The organism is Streptomyces sp. H27-H5, assembly GCF_026627505.1.
Classification (GTDB): Bacteria; Actinomycetota; Actinomycetes; order Streptomycetales; family Streptomycetaceae; genus Streptomyces.
Genome location: NZ_JAPNLK010000078.1, coordinates 18,558 through 39,071, shown reverse-complemented (window position 1 = coordinate 39,071; position 20,514 = coordinate 18,558). Strand labels below are relative to the sequence as shown.

Genomic DNA, 20,514 nt, shown 5'->3' with positions numbered 1-20,514 from the left:
GGTTCTACCTGCGGATCCGGTATCCCGTGGTCATCAGTGCTGGCCACTGTGGGCACTACTCCTTCTCCACCCTCAACTCAATGAATCATCCAGTATGCCTGGCTTGAGTCACTTTGACAGAGAGGGAATCGGCTCTTTCGCGCTCGCCCCATCGTGATTGCGGCGCCCGATTTACCCCAGGAACTCTTTCGGATCCTGTCGGGCGACCGGCCAGCTTCCTCGGATGGCTGCCGTCCCGGCGTCGGGCGAGGAATGCCCGGCACACATCGGGCGCCCGCCGGGTAGATCGCGGCGTATCCCAGAGAGCCTTTCTGACGCAATTCATCCCGAACCGGCGGCGCTCCTTGCCCATCCTGTATCGGAAGAGCAGGGACAGAGCGCAGGATCCACACATGAGCCCGGCTTCGCGGTGGCGGCGGGTGGCCCGGGGAAATGGTTCACCCATTCCCCGGCGCCCGCCTACCGGTGTCCATGACGACCGGTTCGCCGCAAGCCTTGCCGTTGCCCGTCTCCGAGGCCGTTCTCGTGCCGTACACCCCCGTGGTTCGGCACTGCGCGATTCTTGGGTCGCGGTTGTCCAGACCTTGGAGTGTGGGTGTTCGACCGGGCTTGCTCCGGCAACGCTACCCATACATCGAAAGCCGCACCATTGCACCGGTGCACCAACCGATCAACGCGCTCTGCGGGCGGTGCACCACTCGCCGCACTCTTGTCTCTCCGGTGCACTCCCACCAGGTTCGGCCCTTTGGAGCTGCACATCAGGTCACCCTTCGAGGAAATCCGACTTCATCACTCGGTGATACACGAGCAGCCCCCTCAACTCGATGGTTCCGCACGTCGGATGAATTCGAGGTCGGCTGAAAACAGCGTGCGGCCATGAAAGATGTCATTGCATTATCAGCCATTTGTTGCGCAGTTTTCAGCCACTCGGAAGCTTCCCCTGCGCCTCATGACGCCTACTCAGGATCACGGCGTAACCGGGCGGGCGGCTCGAACTCAATGCCTGCCGGGCCGGCCGACCTGAAGGCCGGCGGGACTACCGGCTCAGGCAGCCGTGCACAGCCGGCGTGACGTGTCCGGGATTTCGGGCGCTCCCGTCACGACGTGCAGCGCGAACAGGAGATCGCGCATGCCGTCGAGGGATGAAAGGTCACGGGAAAGGTGCCCTTCCAGTGCCCTGATGTGGGAACGGACCGTCGCCTCCGACACCCCCAGCTCGCGCGCGGTCGGCTCCAGGTGTGCGTCGAAGCTGAGCCAGGCCGTCGCCGTGGTGAGCAGGCCGCGGCGGTCCGCACGGGCAGATCGGAGCAACAGCTCGGCCCAGGCGCGGATCTGGGGACCGTCGAGGAGCCCTCTGAGTGTGGGTTCCCTTGTTTCGAGGTATCCGAAGGAGGGCTCCGGCAGCTCGCGGTGGGTGACGAGTTCGAGCGCCAGGCCGGCCGCGATCCGGTCCGGGAGGGTCGCGAAGTCCATGTTCAGGAGTTCCGCGGCTCGCGCCACGCGCCGGGTGACGGTGTTGCGATGCAGTTCCAGACGGCGGGCAGCCACCGTGTAGGGGCAGGCGAGGGCCGTGGGGATGGTTTCGCGGAGCAGCTGCCACTGGGTGTCGCTCTGCATGAGGGGATGCAGGAGGCCGCGCGCCCACAGCTGTGCGTCGTGTGCCGGGAGCAGGCTGACCAGGTCGGTGTCCTGCACGGAGAGGGCCACCGAGTCCGGCTGGTGGAGGGCGAACCGCTGGGCGGTGGTCGCCTCGCGAAGTGCGTGGGAGAGCAGGGACAGCGAGTAGACCCCACTACCGCCCAACGAGGCATCGGGTCCGAACGCGGAGACCAGGCGCGTGAGTTCCGCAGCCACTCTGTCATCGGCGTCGCCGGCGCGGACGGGGTGGATCACCAGGACCCGGTCCTGGCGGCGCGTGTCGGCGACGACCAACGCTTGGCCGGACGTGACGGCCTCGCAGCGGCGCACGGCGGCGTCCCGCCGGGTGGGTGCCGTCTCGACGACGAACACGCGGACCGTCTCGGGATCGAGGAGACCCGGCGCCAGATTCCTCATGACCCGGCGCGCTTTGGAGACTTCTCCGTCCAGCAGGAGCTCTACCGCCGCGTTGCGCGCGGCGCGGGACGCGTCCGAGGCCGCCCGGTACTCGCGGTGCGCCTGGTCCACCAGGCCCAACAGTTTGGCGGCGTGGCGCAGCAGCCGCAGGTCGGCCTCGTCGAAGGGTGTGCGCCGGGCGACGGCCAGGACGGTTTCCGCGGCGGAGGACGAGCCGAGCGAGATGAGCTGGGTGTGGGCTCCGGAGTGGCTGTCAGGTGCGTTGCCGTCGACGGACCGACGAATGATGGCTTGTGCGAGCTCCTCGGCGGCGGTGGCCGGTGAAGCCACCAGGACGCGGGCGGGTTCGCTGACCATGACCTGTACGTCGAGGACCCTCGCGAGCCAGTCGGCGATGCGCTGCATGGCTCTCGGGTCGGCGAGCTGGGCCGGTAGTTCCTGTACGAGTGAGGCGAGTTGGGCGGCGCGGCGCTCGGCGAACGTGAGCCGAAGCTGCTGGATGCCGTCATGGATTCCCTGCCACAGTTCGACGGGGGCCGTGGTGACCAGGAGGGGGATGCCCTGTCGCTCGGCCAGCTCCACGGTGGCCGGGGGGAAGGGCTGCCTCGCGCCGGCCGTGGCGCTGACGATCAGGCCGGCACTGCCGTCCCGACTCATGCGGTGCAGGAGCGTTTCCAGCACCGTCGTGATCCGACCTCGCAGGCGGAAGGGGATCGCGTCGGCGATCAGGACCACGTAGCCGCTGGGCAGCGTGGCGGGGGCTCCACCCTCCAGGAGGCTCTCCGGGGTCACGGAGAGAACGCCTGTCACCTCCACCGCCAGGGTGACAGCGGCACACCGGTTGGCGAATGTCAGTTCGAGTTCGGGTTCACGGGTGGGCATCGTGCCCAGGGTTGGCATCGAACACTCCTCGGAGCAATCGGGAAGTTGTGGCGTGGGCGCCCTGTGCCGTCGAGGACGGCATGAGCACCCTGGTCACCACCTCATGCCTGCTCCCCCGGGAACGGGCTCCACTTCTCCCGAAGTGAGGGCTCGTACGCCTCGGCGTGCGGGGCGGGTGGGGTACCCGCTGTGCGGGTGTGACGGGGCGTCGCAGACGAACGGTCCGAGCAGCGCGCCAGGTCCCCGCGACTGCCGCGAAGCTCCTCGATCGCCGGTGGTACGAGGCGGGAGGGTGCGGGCGCCGGCTACGGCGCACGCGCGATCCGAGGCGTGAAGGCGCGAGGAGTCGTCACGCGGCCGGGTCAACGGCCCCGCCGGCTTCCACCCGCCACTGCCGACCACCGTCTCCGCACGCATCTTTTCCCCTCGCAGCGCCAAGTACGAAGGCACGAGCCGCATCCGGTGCGGTAATCCGCCTGCCACAGCCCTTCCGCCTCCGCGCCCCGTCACGCCCCGCCAGCCGGTCACCGTGGGACCGTGGCCGACCGAGGCCGCTCCACTTCCCCGTGCCCGCAGGCCTGACGGCCCGCACACCCACCGGTGCACACGGTTGTCTCTTCTCTATCGGGATCCTGCCTTGCGCACCCCACGGTGTCAACTAAAGTACACAGACATAGACCCTGACAGAGCGAGAGACCGGTACGTTGTGGTGTGCAGTCATCAGCAGGACGCCCTCCGGGCCGTGAGCGGATCCTTCTGCCTGAGGTGAGCAGCAGCCGTTCGTCGATCGCGGACAAACTCAGGGCGCTCATGGCCGGTCGGCGAGGCCCCAACGGGCGTTCGCACACCTCCCGTTCCTTGTCGGCCTCGGTCGACGCCCTGCCGGGCGAACACCCCTCCGTGTCGTTCGCCGCCGTCGCCAAGATCGCCAACGGATCCCAGGACAACCCGACCGTGGGCACGCTCCTGGCGCTGTGCGAAGCTCTTGGCGTCCCGCCCGCTCACCTGCTCCCTCACGAGGCCTATGACGATCTCGAGGCACTCAAGGCATTCGAGGACCCCCTCGCGCGACAGGTCCTGGCACTTCTGAACGGTCTCCCGGCGAGCGAACTACGGGGCGTCATCACGGACCTGGAAGGGCGACGGGCCCATCTGGGCCTGGAGCAGGTTCCGCGCGGTTCGGCCGACACGCAGCCGCGCAAGCGCAACAAGCGACGGCGGAAAGCGGACGAGGCCGCAGAGTATGCGGCTGATTCACTGGAAGGGCTGTAGGTAGTGGACGGCATAGTCTTCGGAACCTGCACGGTGGCCGGGTTACTGGTCACCGTGCTCTGTACGCGGAGGGCCCTGGGCAATCCGCGGGTCGCCACATGGGCGATCGCCACGGCGTTCGCGGTGTGCACGCTGGGTGTTCTGTTCGCCGTACCCGTGGTGGCCCGGGCGGCTCAGGACGCCACCGACTTCGCCAACATCGGCAAACTCGTCGCGCACGTCTGCGCGATCCTGTGGTGCGCCGCGCTGCAGATCACGATGGTGGATCTGGCCTACCGGCCCGAGTACGTGAAGTCCGCGATGTTCCAGCGCGGCTTCGCTGCCGTCGTGGAGCTGGCGATCATGGTGCCGCTCTTCCTGGCGACGAACGGTCCGGGCGTCGAGTTCACCACGGCCTACGTCGATGACCCGAAGGTGGCCGCGTACCTGCTTCTCTACCTCTCCTACGTCATGGTCACCTGCGGAGAGCTGGCGTTCATGTGCGGTCGAACGGCGCGACGCAACTGGGGCATCAGGCCCTGGAGCGGCGCCGGGTTCTCCTTGTCCGCCATGGCGGCTGTGCTGGGCCTGGCTTACGCGCTGACCAAGGGGTCCTACATCATCTTCTACACCCTCGACACCCCGTGGTCGTTGAAGGCCGAGGAGCTCATCAGCCCCACGCTGAGCGGCCTGGCGGTGATCTTCCTCTTCGCGGGGCTGACGCTGCCGATGGTCGGAGCCCTTCGTGAGCGGCTCCGTCAGAAGCGGGCCCTGACGGAGGGTTAGCCACCGGGCCGAGGCCGTGGGCCGACATCGGCGGTCCCCGTGATCCGTCCCGCCTCTCCCGCACCCGTGCATCCGGCTTCGCGACCCGGTGTGCACGGGCCCTGCCGGCGCCTTCGGCGCCGGCAGGGCATCGCTCTTCCCTCTCCTCCGCGCCCGGTGTGTCTCAAGCCGAGTCACGTGCCGCTTGGTAGCGGACCGGGAGTTCCTTGAGGCCGCGGGAACGCAGCGACCGGCGCCACTGCGGGGCTGACTCAAGGAGTTCGAGGGTCGGGTAGCGATCCAGGAGGGCGGCCAGGGCGATCTCGGTCTCGACGCGCGCCAAGGGACCGCCGAGGCAGTAGTGGATGCCGTGGCCGAGGGCGAGGTGCCCGGAGGTGTCGCGGTCGAAGTCCAGGGTGTCGGGCTGCGAGAACCGTGCCGGGTCCCGGTTGGCCGCCGACAGCGACAGAAGCACCGTCTCCCCCGCCGGCACCGTGACGCCGGCGATGGTCACGTCCTCGGTCGGGAACCTGCGGATCGCGAGAAGGGCAGGCCCCTCAAGTCGGGCAAGTTCAGCGATCGCGGCCGGCAAACGCGAAGGGTCGTCGCGCAGCAGAGCCAGATGCTCCGGGTGCCGCAGGAGGGTGTGAATCGCGTTGCCGATCAGATGAGTCGTGTTCTCCATGCCGGCGAAGAGAACGAGGAAGACGACGGACATCAGCTCGTCCTCGCTGAGGCGATCGCCGTCGGTGTCCCGAACGGCGATCAGATCGGACAGCAGGTCGTCGGCCGGTTGGCGGCGCTTGTGGGCCACGAGCTCGGTGAGGAATCCGAGCATGGCCACCAACGCCGCTTTCACGGCGCCCGGCTGGGCCGGGTCGGGAGCGACCAGCGCTTCCGTCCAGCCGCGGAAGTCCAAGCGGCGGTTTTCGGGAACCCCCAGCAGGTCGCAGATCACGATGGACGGCAGCGAGCCCGCGTACGCGGCCACCAGGTCCGCGCTCCCGGCCGATCCGAGCTGGTCCAGGAGACGGTCGGCGGTCGTGCGGATGGGTGTCCGCAACTGCTCGACCCGCCGCGAGGTGAAGGCGCGGGCCACGAGCCCGCGCATACGGGTGTGATCCGGCGGGTCCATGTTGAGCAGGTTGGCGTCCAAGGCCGGCGGAAGGGCGAAACCCCGGTAGGCACCCTCCCCGGCATGGGACTTGTCCAGGGACAGCCTCGGGTCCGCGAGTGCCTCCCGAACATCCTCGTACCGCGTGACCAGCCACGCCGGTGTGCCGTCAGTGCCGGTGATGCGGCACACCGGTGCGGTGTCCCGCAGTCGTTCGTAGACGGAGTACGGGTGCTCGATCAGTTCGCCCTGAAGATCCATGAGGTCAGCCTAGAACGTGCCTGGAATCGCTCGTCGGGCCAGTCCCCGTACGCGATGTTCGGGCCAGTCCCCGTACGCGAAAGCGGTAACTCCGTGGCGGAAGGGTGTTCCCGCCACATACCGTCCGCCCCATGCCTGAGCTACAGCTGCTGCGACCGGATCACGCCCCCGCGCTCCTCGCCTTCGAGCGGGAGAACCGGGCCTACTTCGCGGCATCCATCCCCGACCGGGGCGAGGAGTACTTCGCCCGGTTCGAGGAACGCCATCGTGACCTGCTGGCCGAACAGGAGTCCGGGGACTGCTACTTCCACGTGCTGATCGATGCTGCGGGCGAGGTGCTGGGGCGGGTCAACCTGGTGGACCTGTCAGACGGTGGTGCCGAGCTCGGATATCGGATCGCGGAGCGGGCAGCAGGTCGGGGGCTCGCCACCGCGGCGGTGCGGAGGGTGTGCGACCTCGCCGCCGACAGGTACGGGTTGTCCACCCTGCGGGCCGCCACCACCCTCGACAACCCGGCTTCCCGGGCCGTGCTGGGCCGTACGGGGTTCACCGTCACGGGCGAGGCCCGGCCGGCCGGTCGCCCCGGACTGACGTACGTGCGCAGCCTTCGAGACTTCTCCGTTCCCCGTACCGATCTCTGACAGGCACCCCCCCTCGCGCACGCCGTGCCGGCGCCGGTGTGGTGAACCTCTGCCTCGGATGGCGGCGGGGACGAGCGTCAGCGGTGGCAGTCCGCCGAGTCCCGTCCGACACTCGTGGCCGGGGGCGAACACGAGCGAAGGGCAGCAGCCGATGCCGCAAGCCGAGGAGGAAGGCGTCACCGCGCGCCCGATCGGTACGGTGGATCCACATCGGAGCAGGGCCGGACACCTGCGCGCCGCGATCACGCGAACCAACCTGCTGCCGGCGTTCCTGGTCCTCACCGTCATGACGGTGGCCCTGTGGCTGATGGGCATGCCGTTTCTGCAGGCCCTGACCATCTCCACCGGGGTGAAGATCGCGATGGCTCTGCTCGAACTCCGTCGCCTGCCCAGCCCGTCCGGCGACTGACGCAGCCCCTCACGACGCGCCGGGCCGGCCCGATGTCGTCCCGTGGCTTCCTCGACGAGCGGATGCAAGATACAGGGAAGCTGCCGGAGGCGGGACTTTCCGTACCGTGCTTTAGCCGAAGTTGCTCAACCAGCTCACTTCCACGGCCGGCAGCACTAGGGTCCACATCGCGCCATGAGTCCCAGCCCTGCCAGAGCCAGTCGTGTCGCACGAGGTGGGCTCCGCGTCCTGGAGCCGCCCCGCACGATCGAGTCCGGACGGCGGGTGCGCCGAAGACGACCGCCACACCGGAGACCGCTTCTTCATGCACACTGGCTCACCTCCCGCGAGAGCGTCATTCACCGTCCTGGCGCTGGTCGCCGCCGTACTCGCCCTGGTCCTGGGCGGGGCGGTCCCGGCCTCCGCGCACGCCGGCCTCAGTGGCGCCGATCCGGCGGACGGATCGGTCCTCAAAGCAGCACCGAAGCAGGTCACGCTCACCTTCACCGAGTCGGTCAGCCTCTCCGACGACGCGGTGAGAGTGCTGTCGCCGAAGAACGAGCGGGTGAACCGACCCGCGCGGCTCGTGGACGGCAAGGGGAACAGCGCCCGGGCGGAGCTGTCCGACAAGCTGAGCCAAGGCACCTACACGGTGGCGTGGCGGGTCGTCTCGGCCGACGGGCACCCGATCTCCGGGGCGTTCGTCTTCTCCATCGGCAAGCCGTCCGGAACGGCCGCCGTGGTGGCCGCCGGTTCACCGGACGACACGGCCGCCGGCCGCCTGTACGGCTTCTTCCGCTACGTCGCCTACAGCGGGCTTGCCCTCCTCGTCGGAGCCGTGACGTTCGTCCTGGTGTGCCTGTCCGGTGCGGGCGCGCACCGCCCGGTGCGCAGACTGTTGGTGACGGGGTGGGCGGCTCTGGTGGTGTCCGGCGTGGCCCTGTTGCTGCTGCGCGGCCCGTACGAGGCGGCCGGCTCGCTGACGTCGGTGTTCGACCCGTCCCAGCTGGGCCGAACCGTCACCGGGAGACCCGGGATGGCGCTGATCGCACGGCTGGCGCTCCTCGCGGTGGGCGTCGTGCTGCTGAAGCGGTTCTCCGGACGACCGGACCGGCAGGACGAAGACGCGCGGGAGCCGCGGGAATTCGGTACCGGTGTGCGCCTCGTCGGGGGCGCCTTCGCCCTGAGCCTGGCCCTGACCTGGGCCGCCGCCGAACACGCCTCCGCCGGCATCCAGGTGCCGCTGGCCGTTCCCGTCGCGGTACTGCACCTGCTGGCCATGGGGGTCTGGCTGGGCGGTCTGATCACGCTGCTGGTCGTGTTGCGCCGCCGAGAGCCCGACGCCCTCGACGTCCCGGCTTCCGCGATCGGCCGCTTCTCCGGGTTGGCGTTCATCGCGGTCGCCACGTTGGTCGGCACGGGGGTGTACCAGTCCTGGCGGCAGGTCGGCTCCTGGGAGGCGCTGTCCACCACGTCCTACGGCAGAACCCTCAGCATCAAGATCGCCGCCGTGATCCTCGTGCTGTGGGTGGCTTCCTTCTCGCGCCGGTGGACGGCACGCCTGGTGCGCGAAGCGCCGCCCGCCACGGGAACCCTGCCCGTGTCCGTGACCGAGCCGGTGAGAGTCGCACAGACGGTCGGTGCTCCGGCCGCCCCGGAGGCAGCGGATCCCGGTGACCGGCCCGTTCCCCCCGCCGATGGTCAGCCGCCCGTCTCCGAGCCGGACGGATACCGGCGCAGTCTGCGCCGTACGGTCGCCGCCGAAGCCGTACTCGGTGTCGTGGTCCTGCTGATCACCACTCTGCTCACCGGCACGCAGCCCAGCCGCGCCGCCGCAGAGAAGACGCCGGCGGCCACCGTGCAGGAACCGCAGGCCAAGGTGCTCATGGTGCCGTTCGACATGGGGACGGCAGGCCACCGCGGCACGGTACAGGTCACGCTGGCGCCGGGCCGGGTGGGGGAGAACACGGTGGAAGCCGTCGTGTACACCGCGGACGGGGGCTTGGCGACCGTTCCCGAACTCCGTCTCAGCCTCACGCAGGGCGACCTGGACATCGGGCCGCTCGACGCGAAACTGAAGAATCAGAAGGGGTACTGGGCCGCCTACGACCTGCGGCTGCCCGTGCCCGGTGTGTGGACCCTGATCCTGACGGTGCGCACCACCGACATCGACCAGGTCACCGTGCGCCAGACCGTGGACATCACGGCATCACCGTAGGGGCGGCGCCTGCCGCGGTTCAGGGCGCGTCCGCGCCCTGGCCTCAGCGCACCCGGCGCGCGGCGCGCGGCCGAGGAAGGCGCACGGTTTAGCCCGTGCGCCGACCCCGGCGGCCTGGGTCAGGCTCGGTTGCGGCGCAGCCACCAGAAGGTGCCGGCAGCGGCGAGCAGTATGCCGGCGGCGATCCCGCCGATGATGGCTCCAGTGCTGCTCCCCGCGTCCTTCTCGCTCGTCGCCTGCGCGCTCGCGGACGCGACGGGTGTGGAGGGAGCCGCCGTGGACGGTTCGGGGGACGGGGCGGCGCTCGGAGTCGGCGAGGCCGACGGGCCGGGGGCGATCGGCCTGGCTCCGGGGGCCGCTGCCTTCAGTTCGAGCAGCGGGGCCGGATTGTCGACCTTCTCACCGTCGGCGGGCACCTCGATCCAACGGGCGATCTTTCCGTCGCCGTAGGTCTCCAGGGTCTTGAACGCCAGGGACTTCTCGTCGGGCAGCTGGCGCACCGTGACGCTGTACTCGGCATCCGTGCCGGTGGGCAGGGCCGCACCGCCGATCGCGTACCCGTCGGGAGTGGCCGTCAGCTTCCACCCGTCGGGGGCTTCCTTCAGCGTCACGGCGTCCGGGGTGATGCCCTTGGGGAGGACGACCCGCAGTTCCGCGATCCCCGCGGTGTCCGACTCCGCCTCGGAGGTGAAGGACAGCGTGACGTTCTCGGCGAGGGCACGCGGGTCGGAGGCCGAGACCTCGGAGTGCGCGGCGGCCGGCCCGGCGGCCACGCCGACGACGACCAACGCGCCGACGGCCGCGAGGCCCAGCCTGCCGAGCTGAGCGCGGGTGTGTGTCTTGTTCATGATGGAGGAACCCTCTCGGTGCGCGGAGCGGGCCTCACCGTGCAGGTGAACAGCCCGCCGGGATGGGGGGAACGTTTCCCGCGCATCCGGCAGGCGGCCCTCGACGGACCAGCGCATGACAGAGCATCGTCGTCACCGTCGGCAGCGCGGCAAGGCCGCTGAGCGGTGCGGGTACCGCCGGCAGGCAGGGCCGTACCCACGGTCGACGGTGGAGACCGAAGGCGGCCGCAGCGGTCGCAACCGCTGTGTGGGCCCACCGGTTCACGGTCTCCGGAAGGCGACTGAGCGCCTGATCGGCGTGGTACATGAGCAGGGCCAGCGCCCACGCGGCCGCGCAATGGGCCGCCGTCATCTCCCACGCGCCGTGGTGTGCCGCGTGCACCGCCTCCGGTACACCCTCGTGAGTCTCCGGGTGACCGACGGGTGCTGCCCGTGGCACCAAGAGTGCCTGATGCAGTAGAAGTTGAGCGACGCCGGTGGCCGCCACCACCTGCCACCAGCGCCGGGGGCGCCGAACCACAAGCCACGAGAGTCCGAGGACGACCCCCGTTCCGACCGTCACCCGCTGCCAGGACACCGACTGTTCCGAGGCCGGATGATGGGCCACGACAGCCAGAGCCGTGCTGAGCAGGGTGAACAGGGCAGCCCGCAGGCACCGTCCGCTCCGCCACATGGGCCGCGGACAAGAGCGCGTCCCCGCAAGAGCTCCGATCATGTCGGGCTCATCATCTGCCGCAGTCGCCGCCATCGGGCCTCAACTGTCAATTGTGGAGCAGTTCTCCGAGTCCGGGCGGGGTGGCTCCCCTTGAGCGGATGGGGTCGCCGATCGCCGTCTCGGAGGGGCCGGCAGACGGCAGCGCGGGGCGGGTGGGGTCCCCGGTCGGCGATGTGGGGCCCCGGCAAGACGGCGCTGGTCACCGGATCCACCCAGGGCATCGGCGCGGCGATCGCGTTCGGCCTCGCGCAGGCCGGTGCGCGGGTGGCCGTCAACGGCCGTACCGAGAAGTCCGTCGACGAGTCGATGCGGCGCATGAGTGCGGGACGCGGCACGCTGATCGCGGCGCCCGGTGACATCTCGACGGACGAGGGCGCCCAGGCCGTGTTCGACGCGGTCCCGCAGGTCGACGTCCTCGTGAACAACCTCGGGATCTTCGGCTCCCTGCCCGCGCTGGAGATCCCCGACGACGAGTGGCGCCGCTACTTCGACATGAACGTTCTGACGGCGATCCGGATGATCCGGCACTACCTGCCGGGGATGACGGAGCGGTCGTGGGGCCGGATCCAGAACATCGCCAGCGATTCGGCGGTGGTGACCCCGGCCGAGATGATCCACTACGGCATGTCCAAGACGGCCCTCCTCGCCGTCTCGCGGGGCTTCGCCAAGGAGGCCGCCGGGACGGGGGTGACCGTCAACTCCGTGATCGCGGGCCCGACGCACACCGGCGGAGTGGAGGACTTCGTCTACGAGTTGGTGGACCGCGATCTGCCCTGGGAAGAGGCGCAGCGGGAGTTCATGCGCACGCACCGCCCGCAGTCGCTGCTCCAGTGCCTGATCGAGCCCGAGGAGATCGCGAACATGGTGGTCTACCTCAGCTCCCCCTTCGCTTCGGCGACCACCGGCGGCGCGCTGCGCGTGGACGGCGGCTACGTGGACTCGATCCTTCCGTAAGGGCTGTCCGGACCGGGAGACGCCGCTCGCCCCGGGGTCAGCCCGCCCAGCGACCGGACAGGAAGGTGACGGCCACCACCACGCCGAGCGGGGCCACGACGTACAGGTACACGGCCTGCACCCGCGGCCGTCGCAGGCTCCACCCGGCCAGGGCGATCCACAGCGGCCACCACAGGAGCGTGGAGCGCGGGATCGACATGTACCAGTACGAGGTGCCCAGCGCCCACAGGGTGAGGGCGACGTAGAGCGCCTCGGGCAGTCGGCGCCGGCGGACCAACTGGACCAGCAGGGCGACGCCGGCCAGGATCGCGAGCAGTTCCGCCTGCCACATCAGCGCGTACCCGGTGGGCTGCGTGTGGTGGAAGGCGGCCTCCCAGGTGTTCGACCAGGCGTCCCAGGGTGCGTGGAAGTCCCGGTACCAGCCGCGTTCCTGAGCGTGCTTCCACGCCATCCAGTCGCCGGTCCGGGCCGACAGGAACCAGCCGTAGAGCACGGGAGCGAGGGCGGGCAGTACCAGCCAGGGAGCCGAGCGCCAGGCTGCCCGGTCCCGGGCGGTCAGCACGAAGTGGAGCGCGAGGGCGGCGGCCAGGAACAGGCCGGTGACCCGTACCGAGCAGGCCAGACAGGTCAGGACCGCGGCCGCGGGCCAGTTCCCGCGCTGCGCCGCGAGCCACGCGGGGAGGGCCAGTGCGAGGAACAGGGACTCCGTGTAGCCGGCCGCCAGGAACACGGCGCAGGGCGAGAACAGGAAGAACACCGCGGTACGCCGGCCCCCTTCCAGGTCGCGCAGTTGGCGGCGGGCGATCCGTGCGAGCGCCAGGACGGCGACGCCTCCCGCGACGAAGGAGATCAGCGCCCCGGCCGCGGCCCAGTGGGGGACGATCACGTGGACGGCGCGCAGGGTGAGGGGAAACCCGGGGAAGAAGGCCTCGCGGTTGTCCCAGCCGACCGTCCACGGGCCGGCGCCGTCCGGGAAGTACCCGTCCTGCGCTATGTGGAGGTAGTGCCACCAGTCCCACTGCTGCCAGGGGGAGAGCAACGAGGGAGGACGCCGGGACTTGTCGTCGGCGGGGAAGAGCCAACCCACGGCTCCGGCGGTGATCCAGATCCCGATGCGGGTGAGGACATAGAGCCACAACACCTCGCGATCGGCGGGGCCGAACCGCGACCGGCGGGGCATCGGCCGCGACACGGACCGGGAGGGGGGTGCCACGACGGTGACGGGTCGCGGCGGGGTGGAAACGGACATACGGGTACTCCTGAATCGGCTGAGGGCGCTCCGGATCGCCGGCCGGGGGTGCGCGGCCGGTGGGCGCCGGTGTCCCCGGACCACCGGGGGCGGGGTGGGGTGGTAGGGCCGGGCCGGGCCCGGGTCAACGGGTGGCGGTCGAGGAGGGCTCCCCCGTCGGTCCCCCGGTCGGAGGGGGCACGGTCGCGTTGGGCAGCGCGGGCTCTGTGGTGCGGGCGGTGGGCGGAGGGCTCGACAGCGGGAACGTGGTGGCCGACGAACTCGGTGGGGAGGTGGGTGTCGAGGACGGGGGCGGCGCCGATGAGGGGGACGGGGATCGCAGGGGCGACGGGGTGGTCGCCGGCAGGTTCCCGCTCCCCCCTTCGGGCAGCAGCCCGGCCACCGCTGCACCCGAACCGGCGACGACGAGGCAGGCCGCGACGGCGAGTCCGGTGATCCGGCGCCGCCGGGCCCGCTCGCCGCGCCGGGCGATGACCGAGACGGGGGCGAGGGCGGTCCCCTGTTGTCCGGCGGAGGCCGCCTCCTGGAACATCGACCGCAGGGGATCGTTCGAATCAGGCATCGGGAGCCTCCTCAATGCGGGGGTCCTGCAGATGGCGGGCGAGGGTGGCGCGGCCCCGGGTCAGGTGGGTCTTGACCGTGCTGGCGGACAGTGAGGCCTCGGCGGCGATCTGCTCGACCGTCAGGTCGCACACGTAGTGCAGGACCATCGTCCGGCGCTGTTTCGACGGCAGGTGGCGCAGCGCCTCCACGAGGGCCACCGCCTCGGGCCCCGGACCGTCCACGTGGCCGGCGGGGGCGGTGCGCTCCCAGGCGTCGGTGGTACGCCGCCGGCCGCGCCAACGGCTCACCGCGAGCCGCCAGGCGACGGTGCGGATCCAGGCTTCGGGTCGCCCTTCACGATCCAGCTGCCGCCGCCGGCCCCACCCCTTCACGAACGCTTCCTGCACCACGTCCTGCGCCTCGTGGTGGTCGCCGAGCATCACGTACAGCTGTCCTGTCAGCCGTCCCGCCGCCTCCGCGTAGAACTCTTCGAACTCCTCGACCGTCAAGAATCACTCCCGCATTCACTCCCGCGTCCATGTCCCTCCCACCGGGGATACGCCCGCCGGACCACATCCGGTCTACACCTGACGCCGAGCAGTCTTGTGAGTGGCGTCACACGAGCCCTCGGGGACACGCGGCCGGACGGGCGTCCTCGCCCGCTCGGCAGAGCGCGAGGCGAACCGGGCGCGGTGAATCGGGCGTGAATCCTGTCGTGAACTGCAGTACCGGTGGCCCGCGACCGGCCAGGCCGTCCCGTGTCCGGAGCGCTGAGCTGCCTACGAGTTCCCGACGGGGTCGTCCCGCGGGCCGGCACGAGCGCTCCCGTCCTCACGTGGCCCTTGCTTGACCTTGACACGGTGACAAGGCCTTCACTGTTCGCCATGGAGGTGGTCTCGATGACGATCACAGGGCAGGACACGGATGCGAAACGAGCGCTTCAGGCGCTGGAGGACGATCGGTCGTCCGTGCGGCTGCGGGCCGCTCTGGCGGTGGGTACGGCGCCCGACCCGCGCTTCGTGGAGCCGCTGGTCGAACGTTGCGCGATCGAGCCCGACTTCTTCGTCCGCGACATGTTGACCTGGGCGCTCACCCGCCATCCCGTGGCCATGACGCTCCCCCGGCTGGTTCGCGAAGTCCGCTCGGGGCGGGCGCAGGCGCGGAGCCAGGCGCTGCACACGCTGTCCAAGATCGGGGATCGGCAGGCGTGGCCGGCGATCACGCGGACGCTGTTGTCCGACGCCGACGACGAAGTGGCGCGGAGCGCCTGGCGGACCGCGGTCGTGCTCGTGCCGGAAGGCGAGGAGGCGGGCTTGGCCGAGGTGCTGGCGACGCAGCTCGGGCGCGGAGAGCGGGAGACGCAGTTGAGCCTCAGCCGGGCGCTGGTCACGCTGGGTGAAGCCATCGTGCCGGCCCTGCGTGCTGCGACCATGGTCCCCGACCCGCGCGTGCGCGTGCACGCGCTCGCCACACAGCGGTTGTGGCACGACCCGGACACCGGGTTCGAGTTCGCGGTCGAGGAGGCGAAGCGCGTCGTGGCTCTCGGCGGGTCCGGTCTGGAGGGACGGTAGGGCGTGTTGATCGGTGAGGTGGCGCGGCGGTCCGGGGTCAGTGCCCGCATGCTCCGGCATTACGAGTCGCTCGGTCTGGTACGTCCTTCGGGCCGTTCGGGATCGGGTTACAGGGAGTACTCCGGGGAGGATGTCCGGCGGATCTTCCACATCGAGAGCCTGCGGTCGCTCGGGATGTCGCTGCGCGAGATCGGGCGCGCTCTCGATGATCCCGGCTTCACGCCCTCGGTGCTCGTCGGTGACCTCATCGCCCAGACACGCGAACGCATCGCGGCCGAGACCGAGCTGCTCACGCGGCTGCGTCGGATCGATGCCGCGGACCCCACCGGCTGGGAGGACGTCCTCCAAGCCGTCGCGCTCCTCCAGGCACTGGGGTCGACGAGCGCGGGCGCGCGCCAACGCGCGGCCCTGTCCTCGGCCAACGAGACCTCGCCACCGGTGGAGGCCCTGGTCGAGGCGGCCCTGCGCGAGAGCGACCCGAACGTCGCCGGCGCCCTTCGCTGGGCGCTGGCGCGCTCGGGAGACGGCGGGCCGGCGTTGTTGGCGGAGGGACTCGACTCACCGGTGGCGGCGGTGCGCGAACGCGCCGTCCAGTCCCTGGCCGAGCTTCCCGGCGACGAGGCCACCGCGCATCTGCGGCGGGCTCTCGTTCACCACGACGTCGTGGTCCGCGGCCGTGCGGCCCTGGCACTCGGGGCACGTGGTGTGGGCGACGCGGCACCGATCCTCATCGACATGATCGTGGACGGAAGGAACGACACCGACGCGGCCGACGCGTTGAGCGTGCTGGCGAGCGACACAGCGACGGCGGATCGGATCGCGGCGGGCCTCGTCGAACGCCTCGCGCTCGACTCCACGCGAGCACCCGCGCGAGGGCGGCTGACGCAGGCGTTGGCGGACATCCCGGGGCCCGGGGCGTCATGTGCCCTGGTGGAGCTGGCGGAAGACGGGGACCGCGCCGTGGCACTGACCGCCTTGTACCTTCTCCGGCTGCGCGAAGCACGGTGACGCGTCCTTCCCGGGGCGCCGGGGGCGGTGGCGGTCGCGAGGCCCGACCGGGTTGACGGCCTGGACCGCGAGGGCGGGTCCCTCAGGGTTGGGTACCGCCCCTTTCCGCGTGGTGCACGAGCCGGGAAAGTTCCGTCCGCGAACGCACTCCCAGCAGGGCGAAGACATTGCGCAGGTGGTGGTCGACGGTGCGGGGGCTGACCGAGAGGGTCAGCGCCACCTCGCGGTTGGTGGCGCCCTCGGCGACACTGCGTGCGATGCGCAGTTGCTGTGGTGTCAGCCGGGTCAGGCCGCCCGCCGGTACGGGGGCGGAGGCGTCACCGGTGGCCCGCAGCTCGGCACGGGTCTGCTCGGCCCATGCCGGGGCCCCGCAGCGCTCGAAGGCGACCAGCGCGTCCCGCAACCGGCTCTTCGCCTCCGCGGGACGGCGTCGGCGGCGCAGCCACTTTCCGTACAGCAGCTGGGTGCGGGCCCGCTCGAAGTCGCTGTGCGCCGCGTCGTGCCGGGTGAGGGCCAGGGCGTAGAGGGCGTCGGCGGTGTCGTCCGGCGGGGCGACCAGGGCGCGGCACCGGGCCAGTTGCGCCGGTGCCTGCGGGTCGGCGCCCTGGGCGGCCCAGAGGGCGAACTCCTCGACGGCCGCCCTGGCTTCGGTCGTGGCCCCGGACAGCACGGCGGCTTCGACGAAGCAGGGCAGGGCGAGCATGCGCACGGCGAAGTGGCCGCGTCCGGGCCCCGGTCGGGTCAGGGGGCCGAGTCGGGCGGCGGCCTCGAAGGGCCTGCCGCGGCACAGGTCCGCGCGCGCCGAGGCCCATTCGGCGAGGGTGACGGTCTGGAGGAGGCCGTGCGGGCGGGCGATCTCCACGGCGGCGCCGGCGTGTGCGGCGACGGCGACCGCGTCATCCTCGACCGAGGCGACCAGGGCGAGGATGGCGTGCTGACCGGCGGCGACGTTGCGCTGCCCGGCCCGGTGGGCGGCGCGGAGGCCTTCCTGCGCGTGGGTCCTGGCCCCCGCGTGCCGGCCGGCGCGCAGTTCGGCGTACGCGAGGTGTTCGAGGATCCGGGGGGTGAGGGCGGCCAGCCCTCTGGCTCGCGAGACGGCCAGGGCCCGGGCGTTGGCCCGACACGCTGCCGGGATGTCGCCGAGCACCAGCGCGGCCACGCCGGCCCGCAGCAGGCGGGTGGGGTCGTCGTCGTGGAGCGCCCGGTCGACCACCCGGCGCAGCGGTGGCGCGGCCTCGGTCAGGTGTCCGTCGAGCGCGGTGCGCAGTCCCGTTCTGTAGTCGCGCCGGGGATCGTGCGGGAGCGGAGGGGGCGGAGGGGGCGGAGAAGGCGGGGCCTGAGGGTCCGACCGTATGTGCGTCCCGTGCCGGGCCGGGGCGTAAGGGGCCGGCGCGGGCGGTGCCTCGGCAGCGGCGGGGTCGTCGGGGGGAGCCGGGAGCGGTGTCTCGGCGAGGGCGGAGAGGCAGGCGTCGGCGTCGCCCGCGGCCCACGCCGCGTCCATCGCTTCCATCCTGGCTTCCAGGGCGGCTTCCGCGTCGGACGGGCCGAGCCGCTCCGCGGCCATGAGCAGCGCCTGGTAGGCGTCCCCGACCGGTCCGTCCCCGAGCGCGAGGCTGCCCCGGACGAGTTCCGTGCGCCCGTGGACCGTGTCGGGGGACGTGCCGTCCCGGGTGGCCGCCAGCAGTCGGCGTGCCCTGCGGGGGTGTCCTGCGAGGCGGGCGTAGTCCGCCGCGGCGGTCAGCCGTGCGGTACGGGCATCCTCGTGGGCGGTGAGTTCGGCGGCGCGGGAGAGGGCGGCCGAGCGTTCCATCCCGGACGTCGGCGTGCCGGGAGCGGCCGCCGCGACGAGGTCGGCGGCGAGAAGGGTGTCGGGGCCTTGCGCGGCCAGGGCGAGGTGGAGCAGGTGGCGCAGTCGGTACCGGTCGGCGTCGATGACGGTGGCGAGCAGCGCGTGGGCGGCCCGGCGCTGCGAGGACGGCACGCCGGTGTAGGCGGTCCGCCGGAGCAGGGAGCTGGCGAACGTGACGCGGTGGCCGTCGTGGTGTACCAGTCGCGCCGTCTCGGCGGGGTCCAGTGCGGCGGGGTCCAGTCCGGCCTGGCGGGCGGCGCGCAGGATCAGGGAGGCGTCCGCGCCGGCCGATTCGGGGTCGGGTTCGTGTGCGGCGGCCGCCAGGAGCAGGAGTTGTCGCGTGGAGGCCGGCAGGGGGGCGAGGCGGCTGCCGAAGGTGGCCCACAGGGCGGCGCCGTCCACGAGGGGGCGGGGCAGCGGTCGGTGGCCGCCGAGTTCGTCCGGGGTGAGGCGCTGCGCGAGGGCCGCGAGGACGGCGGGGTTCCCTTCGGCCTCTGACAGCAACTCCGACCGTACGGACGTGTCCACGACCGCACCGGCGAGGTCGTGCAGCAGGGCGGTCGCCGCGCTGTCGTCGAGGGGGCCGAGTCGGACCAGGGGCAGCCCCGTGAAGTCGGGATCGTCCGCCCGGTGTTCCGTCATCGTGAGCAGGAGCCCGATCGGGCGGTCCGGGTCGGGGTGCCGTGCTGCCGAGCCGAGGACGGCTCGTGAGGGCGCGTCCCACAGGTGTACGTCGTCCACGCAGACGAGCAGAGGTTCGCCTCCGGGGGCGTACTGCCGCAGCAGTTCGGGCAGGTCGGCCGCCGACAGGCCCCGTCCGAACACGGATCGTGGCGGCGCCGCGCCCCTCCCCTCGGCTGCCGCGCACAGCAGCGCGTGGATGCCGCCGTAGGGGCGGGGGTTGCCCGGGAGGGGTCGGGGGCGCAGCACGGGTCCGAGCGTGAACGCGTGGGCGGCAAGGGCCAGAAGAGCGCTCCGGCCCCGTCCCGGCTCCGCGGCGAGGAGCAGTGTCCCGCCGCGTCGGGACCGGAGTTGGTCCGACAGGGCTTCCACTGCTGCCGTTTCGGTCGTCCGGCCGTATATCCGGCAAGGACTTCCCACGGTCGTTTGTCCGGTCACGCCGGTGAGGTTACCGCCGTGTAAACAGTGGTGGAAGCCTGGACGCAGCCGGTGGAGGCCCGAGGGGGCACTGCCTCCACCGGCCGGGGCTGGTTCAGGAGGTGTGGGGGCAGTTGCCCCTGTACTCCTCGATGGTCGGGCCGGGGCTCGGCAGCGGGCAGAGGAACTGTTCGTAGCGGGTGTCGTTGTCGATGAACCGCTTCAGCCACGCGACGCTGTACTTGGCGATGGGGGTGTTGGAGGTGTTCGGGGTGAAGTGCGTGGCCTTGTCGAGTTCCACGTACGCCTTGTCGAGCGAGCCGGGCAGGCTCGTGTAGAAGGGTTCCGAGTGCGTGAGCACCGGTGCGATGGTGTCGCCGTCGGCCCCGACGACCAGGGTCGGTGTCTGGATCTCGGGCCAGGACTTGTCGAGGTTCCAGCCGGTGAGCGCGACGGCCGCTTGCAGGGAGGGACGGGTCTTGGCGGCCTCCAGCGTTCCGCCGCCGCCCATGGAGTGGCCCATCACCCCGAGTCGACTGCTGTCGATCCTGGCGCGGACGGCACTGCGCTGTGTCAAGTAGTCCAGGGCGGACAGCAGTTGCCGCCCTCTGCTGTCGGGCTGGTCGAGGGTGGTCAGCGTGTCGATGGTCATGACGACGAAGCCCTGGGAGGCCAGTCGCGGGCCGAGCCAGGCCATGGACGACTGGGTGGCGGTGTAGCCGGGTGAGATGGCCACGGCGCCGAAGGTGCCGTCACCGGTGGTGGTGGGGTAGTAGATGGTGCCGCCGCCGAAGCCCGTGACGCCCAGGGAGGAGACGCTGGTCTGGGACACCGCGTAGGCCCCGCGGACGGCCTCGATGCTCGACGTGGTCGGTGCGGGGCCCCGCTCGTACGGATTGGCCGCGGCCTGTGCCCCGGATGCCGTGAACGTGGCGAGTCCGCCGATGGTCACGAGGGCGGCCAGGGCGGACACGAGCGGCCTGAGGCGCGTCCTCCCGACGCCGGTGGGGTCGGCGGACCGGCCCTTCGTGGCGGCGTCGCCGGGGCGGGGTCGGGCTGCGTTCTCGGTGTGTTGCTGCTGCACGACGGAGTCGTCCTCTCGGT

General features: G+C 71.3%; 16 protein-coding genes. 8 read left to right on the top strand and 8 right to left on the bottom strand.

Annotated features, from left to right (window positions below; genetic code table 11):
* Positions 1-1,044 precede the first annotated feature (1,044 nt).
* On the bottom strand, positions 1,045-2,955 hold the full coding sequence (locus OTB19_RS30965; RefSeq protein ID WP_267801974.1) for a helix-turn-helix domain-containing protein: 1,911 nt from the start codon (positions 2,953-2,955) through the stop codon (positions 1,045-1,047).
* A gap of 747 nt (positions 2,956-3,702) precedes the next feature.
* Here OTB19_RS30965 and OTB19_RS30960 point away from each other — a divergent pair.
* Together OTB19_RS30960 and OTB19_RS30955 are read left to right on the top strand one after the other, a co-directional pair.
* Positions 3,703-4,209, top strand: coding sequence for a helix-turn-helix domain-containing protein (locus OTB19_RS30960; protein ID WP_267801973.1), 507 nt, complete (start codon positions 3,703-3,705; stop codon positions 4,207-4,209).
* A gap of 3 nt (positions 4,210-4,212) precedes the next feature.
* Positions 4,213-4,974, top strand: a complete 762-nt coding sequence (locus OTB19_RS30955) for a hypothetical protein (RefSeq protein ID WP_267801971.1) — start codon at positions 4,213-4,215, stop codon at positions 4,972-4,974.
* Between the two features lie 163 nt (positions 4,975-5,137).
* Here OTB19_RS30955 and OTB19_RS30950 read toward each other — a convergent pair whose 3' ends face one another.
* Positions 5,138-6,328: a cytochrome P450 family protein gene (locus OTB19_RS30950; RefSeq protein WP_267801970.1), complete on the bottom strand. Its 1,191-nt coding sequence runs from the start codon at positions 6,326-6,328 to the stop codon at positions 5,138-5,140.
* Between the two features lie 131 nt (positions 6,329-6,459).
* Between OTB19_RS30950 and OTB19_RS30945 the strand changes: the two genes are divergently transcribed.
* The 3 genes from OTB19_RS30945 to OTB19_RS30935 all read left to right on the top strand — a co-directional run bounded on the left by OTB19_RS30945 (position 6,460) and on the right by OTB19_RS30935 (position 9,575).
* Entirely contained in the window at positions 6,460-6,969 is a 510-nt protein-coding gene (locus tag OTB19_RS30945) for a GNAT family N-acetyltransferase (RefSeq protein ID WP_267801968.1), read from the top strand.
* A gap of 151 nt (positions 6,970-7,120) precedes the next feature.
* Positions 7,121-7,378 (top strand): hypothetical protein, encoded by a 258-nt coding sequence (locus OTB19_RS30940; protein WP_267801966.1) that lies wholly within the window; start codon positions 7,121-7,123, stop codon positions 7,376-7,378.
* A gap of 304 nt (positions 7,379-7,682) precedes the next feature.
* Complete coding sequence (locus tag OTB19_RS30935; protein WP_267801964.1) at positions 7,683-9,575, top strand: copper resistance CopC/CopD family protein; 1,893 nt, start codon at positions 7,683-7,685, stop codon at positions 9,573-9,575.
* Positions 9,576-9,694: 119 nt separating this feature from the next.
* On the opposite strand, the gene OTB19_RS30930 is transcribed toward OTB19_RS30935, so the two are convergent.
* The gene (locus OTB19_RS30930; protein WP_267801963.1) at positions 9,695-10,423 is read right to left on the bottom strand and encodes a DUF1775 domain-containing protein; all 729 of its coding nucleotides are present in this window, start codon (positions 10,421-10,423) and stop codon (positions 9,695-9,697) included.
* Positions 10,424-11,309: 886 nt separating this feature from the next.
* On the opposite strand from OTB19_RS30930, the gene OTB19_RS30925 reads away from it, so the two are divergent.
* Positions 11,310-12,092, top strand: a complete 783-nt coding sequence (locus OTB19_RS30925; RefSeq protein ID WP_267801962.1) for an SDR family NAD(P)-dependent oxidoreductase — start codon at positions 11,310-11,312, stop codon at positions 12,090-12,092.
* A 37-nt stretch (positions 12,093-12,129) separates the two neighbouring features.
* Here OTB19_RS30925 and OTB19_RS30920 read toward each other — a convergent pair whose 3' ends face one another.
* The 3 genes from OTB19_RS30920 to OTB19_RS30910 all read right to left on the bottom strand — a co-directional run bounded on the left by OTB19_RS30920 (position 12,130) and on the right by OTB19_RS30910 (position 14,393).
* Positions 12,130-13,341 (bottom strand): mannosyltransferase family protein, encoded by a 1,212-nt coding sequence (locus OTB19_RS30920; protein ID WP_420716953.1) that lies wholly within the window; start codon positions 13,339-13,341, stop codon positions 12,130-12,132.
* A gap of 124 nt (positions 13,342-13,465) precedes the next feature.
* Complete coding sequence (locus tag OTB19_RS30915; RefSeq protein ID WP_267801961.1) at positions 13,466-13,903, bottom strand: hypothetical protein; 438 nt, start codon at positions 13,901-13,903, stop codon at positions 13,466-13,468.
* Positions 13,896-14,393, bottom strand: coding sequence for an RNA polymerase sigma factor (locus OTB19_RS30910; protein ID WP_267801959.1), 498 nt, complete (start codon positions 14,391-14,393; stop codon positions 13,896-13,898). The genes OTB19_RS30915 and OTB19_RS30910 overlap by 8 nt, the downstream gene beginning before the upstream one ends.
* Before the next feature lie 390 nt (positions 14,394-14,783).
* On the opposite strand from OTB19_RS30910, the gene OTB19_RS30905 reads away from it, so the two are divergent.
* Complete coding sequence (locus OTB19_RS30905) at positions 14,784-15,455, top strand: HEAT repeat domain-containing protein (protein ID WP_267801977.1); 672 nt, start codon at positions 14,784-14,786, stop codon at positions 15,453-15,455.
* A 3-nt stretch (positions 15,456-15,458) separates the two neighbouring features.
* Positions 15,459-16,463 (top strand): MerR family transcriptional regulator, encoded by a 1,005-nt coding sequence (locus OTB19_RS30900; protein WP_267801957.1) that lies wholly within the window; start codon positions 15,459-15,461, stop codon positions 16,461-16,463.
* Between the two features lie 82 nt (positions 16,464-16,545).
* On the opposite strand, the gene OTB19_RS30895 is transcribed toward OTB19_RS30900, so the two are convergent.
* Positions 16,546-19,413 carry a helix-turn-helix transcriptional regulator gene (locus OTB19_RS30895; RefSeq protein WP_267801976.1) on the bottom strand — a complete coding sequence of 956 codons (2,868 nt, stop codon included), beginning with the start codon at positions 19,411-19,413 and terminating at the stop codon, positions 16,546-16,548.
* 112 nt (positions 19,414-19,525) lie between these two features.
* Complete coding sequence (locus OTB19_RS30890; protein ID WP_420716952.1) at positions 19,526-20,494, bottom strand: alpha/beta hydrolase family protein; 969 nt, start codon at positions 20,492-20,494, stop codon at positions 19,526-19,528.
* Positions 20,495-20,514: the final 20 nt, after the last annotated feature.

What these genes read in the sequence shown, in the direction of transcription:
- OTB19_RS30915 (WP_267801961.1), bottom strand. Translation starts at nt 13,903, where the DNA reads ATGCCTGATTCGAACGATCCCCTGCGGTCGATGTTCCAGGAGGCGGCC.
- OTB19_RS30925 (WP_267801962.1), top strand. Translation starts at nt 11,310, where the DNA reads ATGTGGGGCCCCGGCAAGACGGCGCTGGTCACCGGATCCACCCAGGGC.
- OTB19_RS30930 (WP_267801963.1), bottom strand. Translation starts at nt 10,423, where the DNA reads ATGAACAAGACACACACCCGCGCTCAGCTCGGCAGGCTGGGCCTCGCG.
- OTB19_RS30965 (WP_267801974.1), bottom strand. Translation starts at nt 2,955, where the DNA reads ATGCCAACCCTGGGCACGATGCCCACCCGTGAACCCGAACTCGAACTG.
- OTB19_RS30940 (WP_267801966.1), top strand. Translation starts at nt 7,121, where the DNA reads ATGCCGCAAGCCGAGGAGGAAGGCGTCACCGCGCGCCCGATCGGTACG.
- OTB19_RS30935 (WP_267801964.1), top strand. Translation starts at nt 7,683, where the DNA reads ATGCACACTGGCTCACCTCCCGCGAGAGCGTCATTCACCGTCCTGGCG.
- OTB19_RS30950 (WP_267801970.1), bottom strand. Translation starts at nt 6,328, where the DNA reads ATGGATCTTCAGGGCGAACTGATCGAGCACCCGTACTCCGTCTACGAA.
- OTB19_RS30945 (WP_267801968.1), top strand. Translation starts at nt 6,460, where the DNA reads ATGCCTGAGCTACAGCTGCTGCGACCGGATCACGCCCCCGCGCTCCTC.
- OTB19_RS30920 (WP_420716953.1), bottom strand. Translation starts at nt 13,341, where the DNA reads ATGTCCGTTTCCACCCCGCCGCGACCCGTCACCGTCGTGGCACCCCCC.
- OTB19_RS30905 (WP_267801977.1), top strand. Translation starts at nt 14,784, where the DNA reads ATGACGATCACAGGGCAGGACACGGATGCGAAACGAGCGCTTCAGGCG.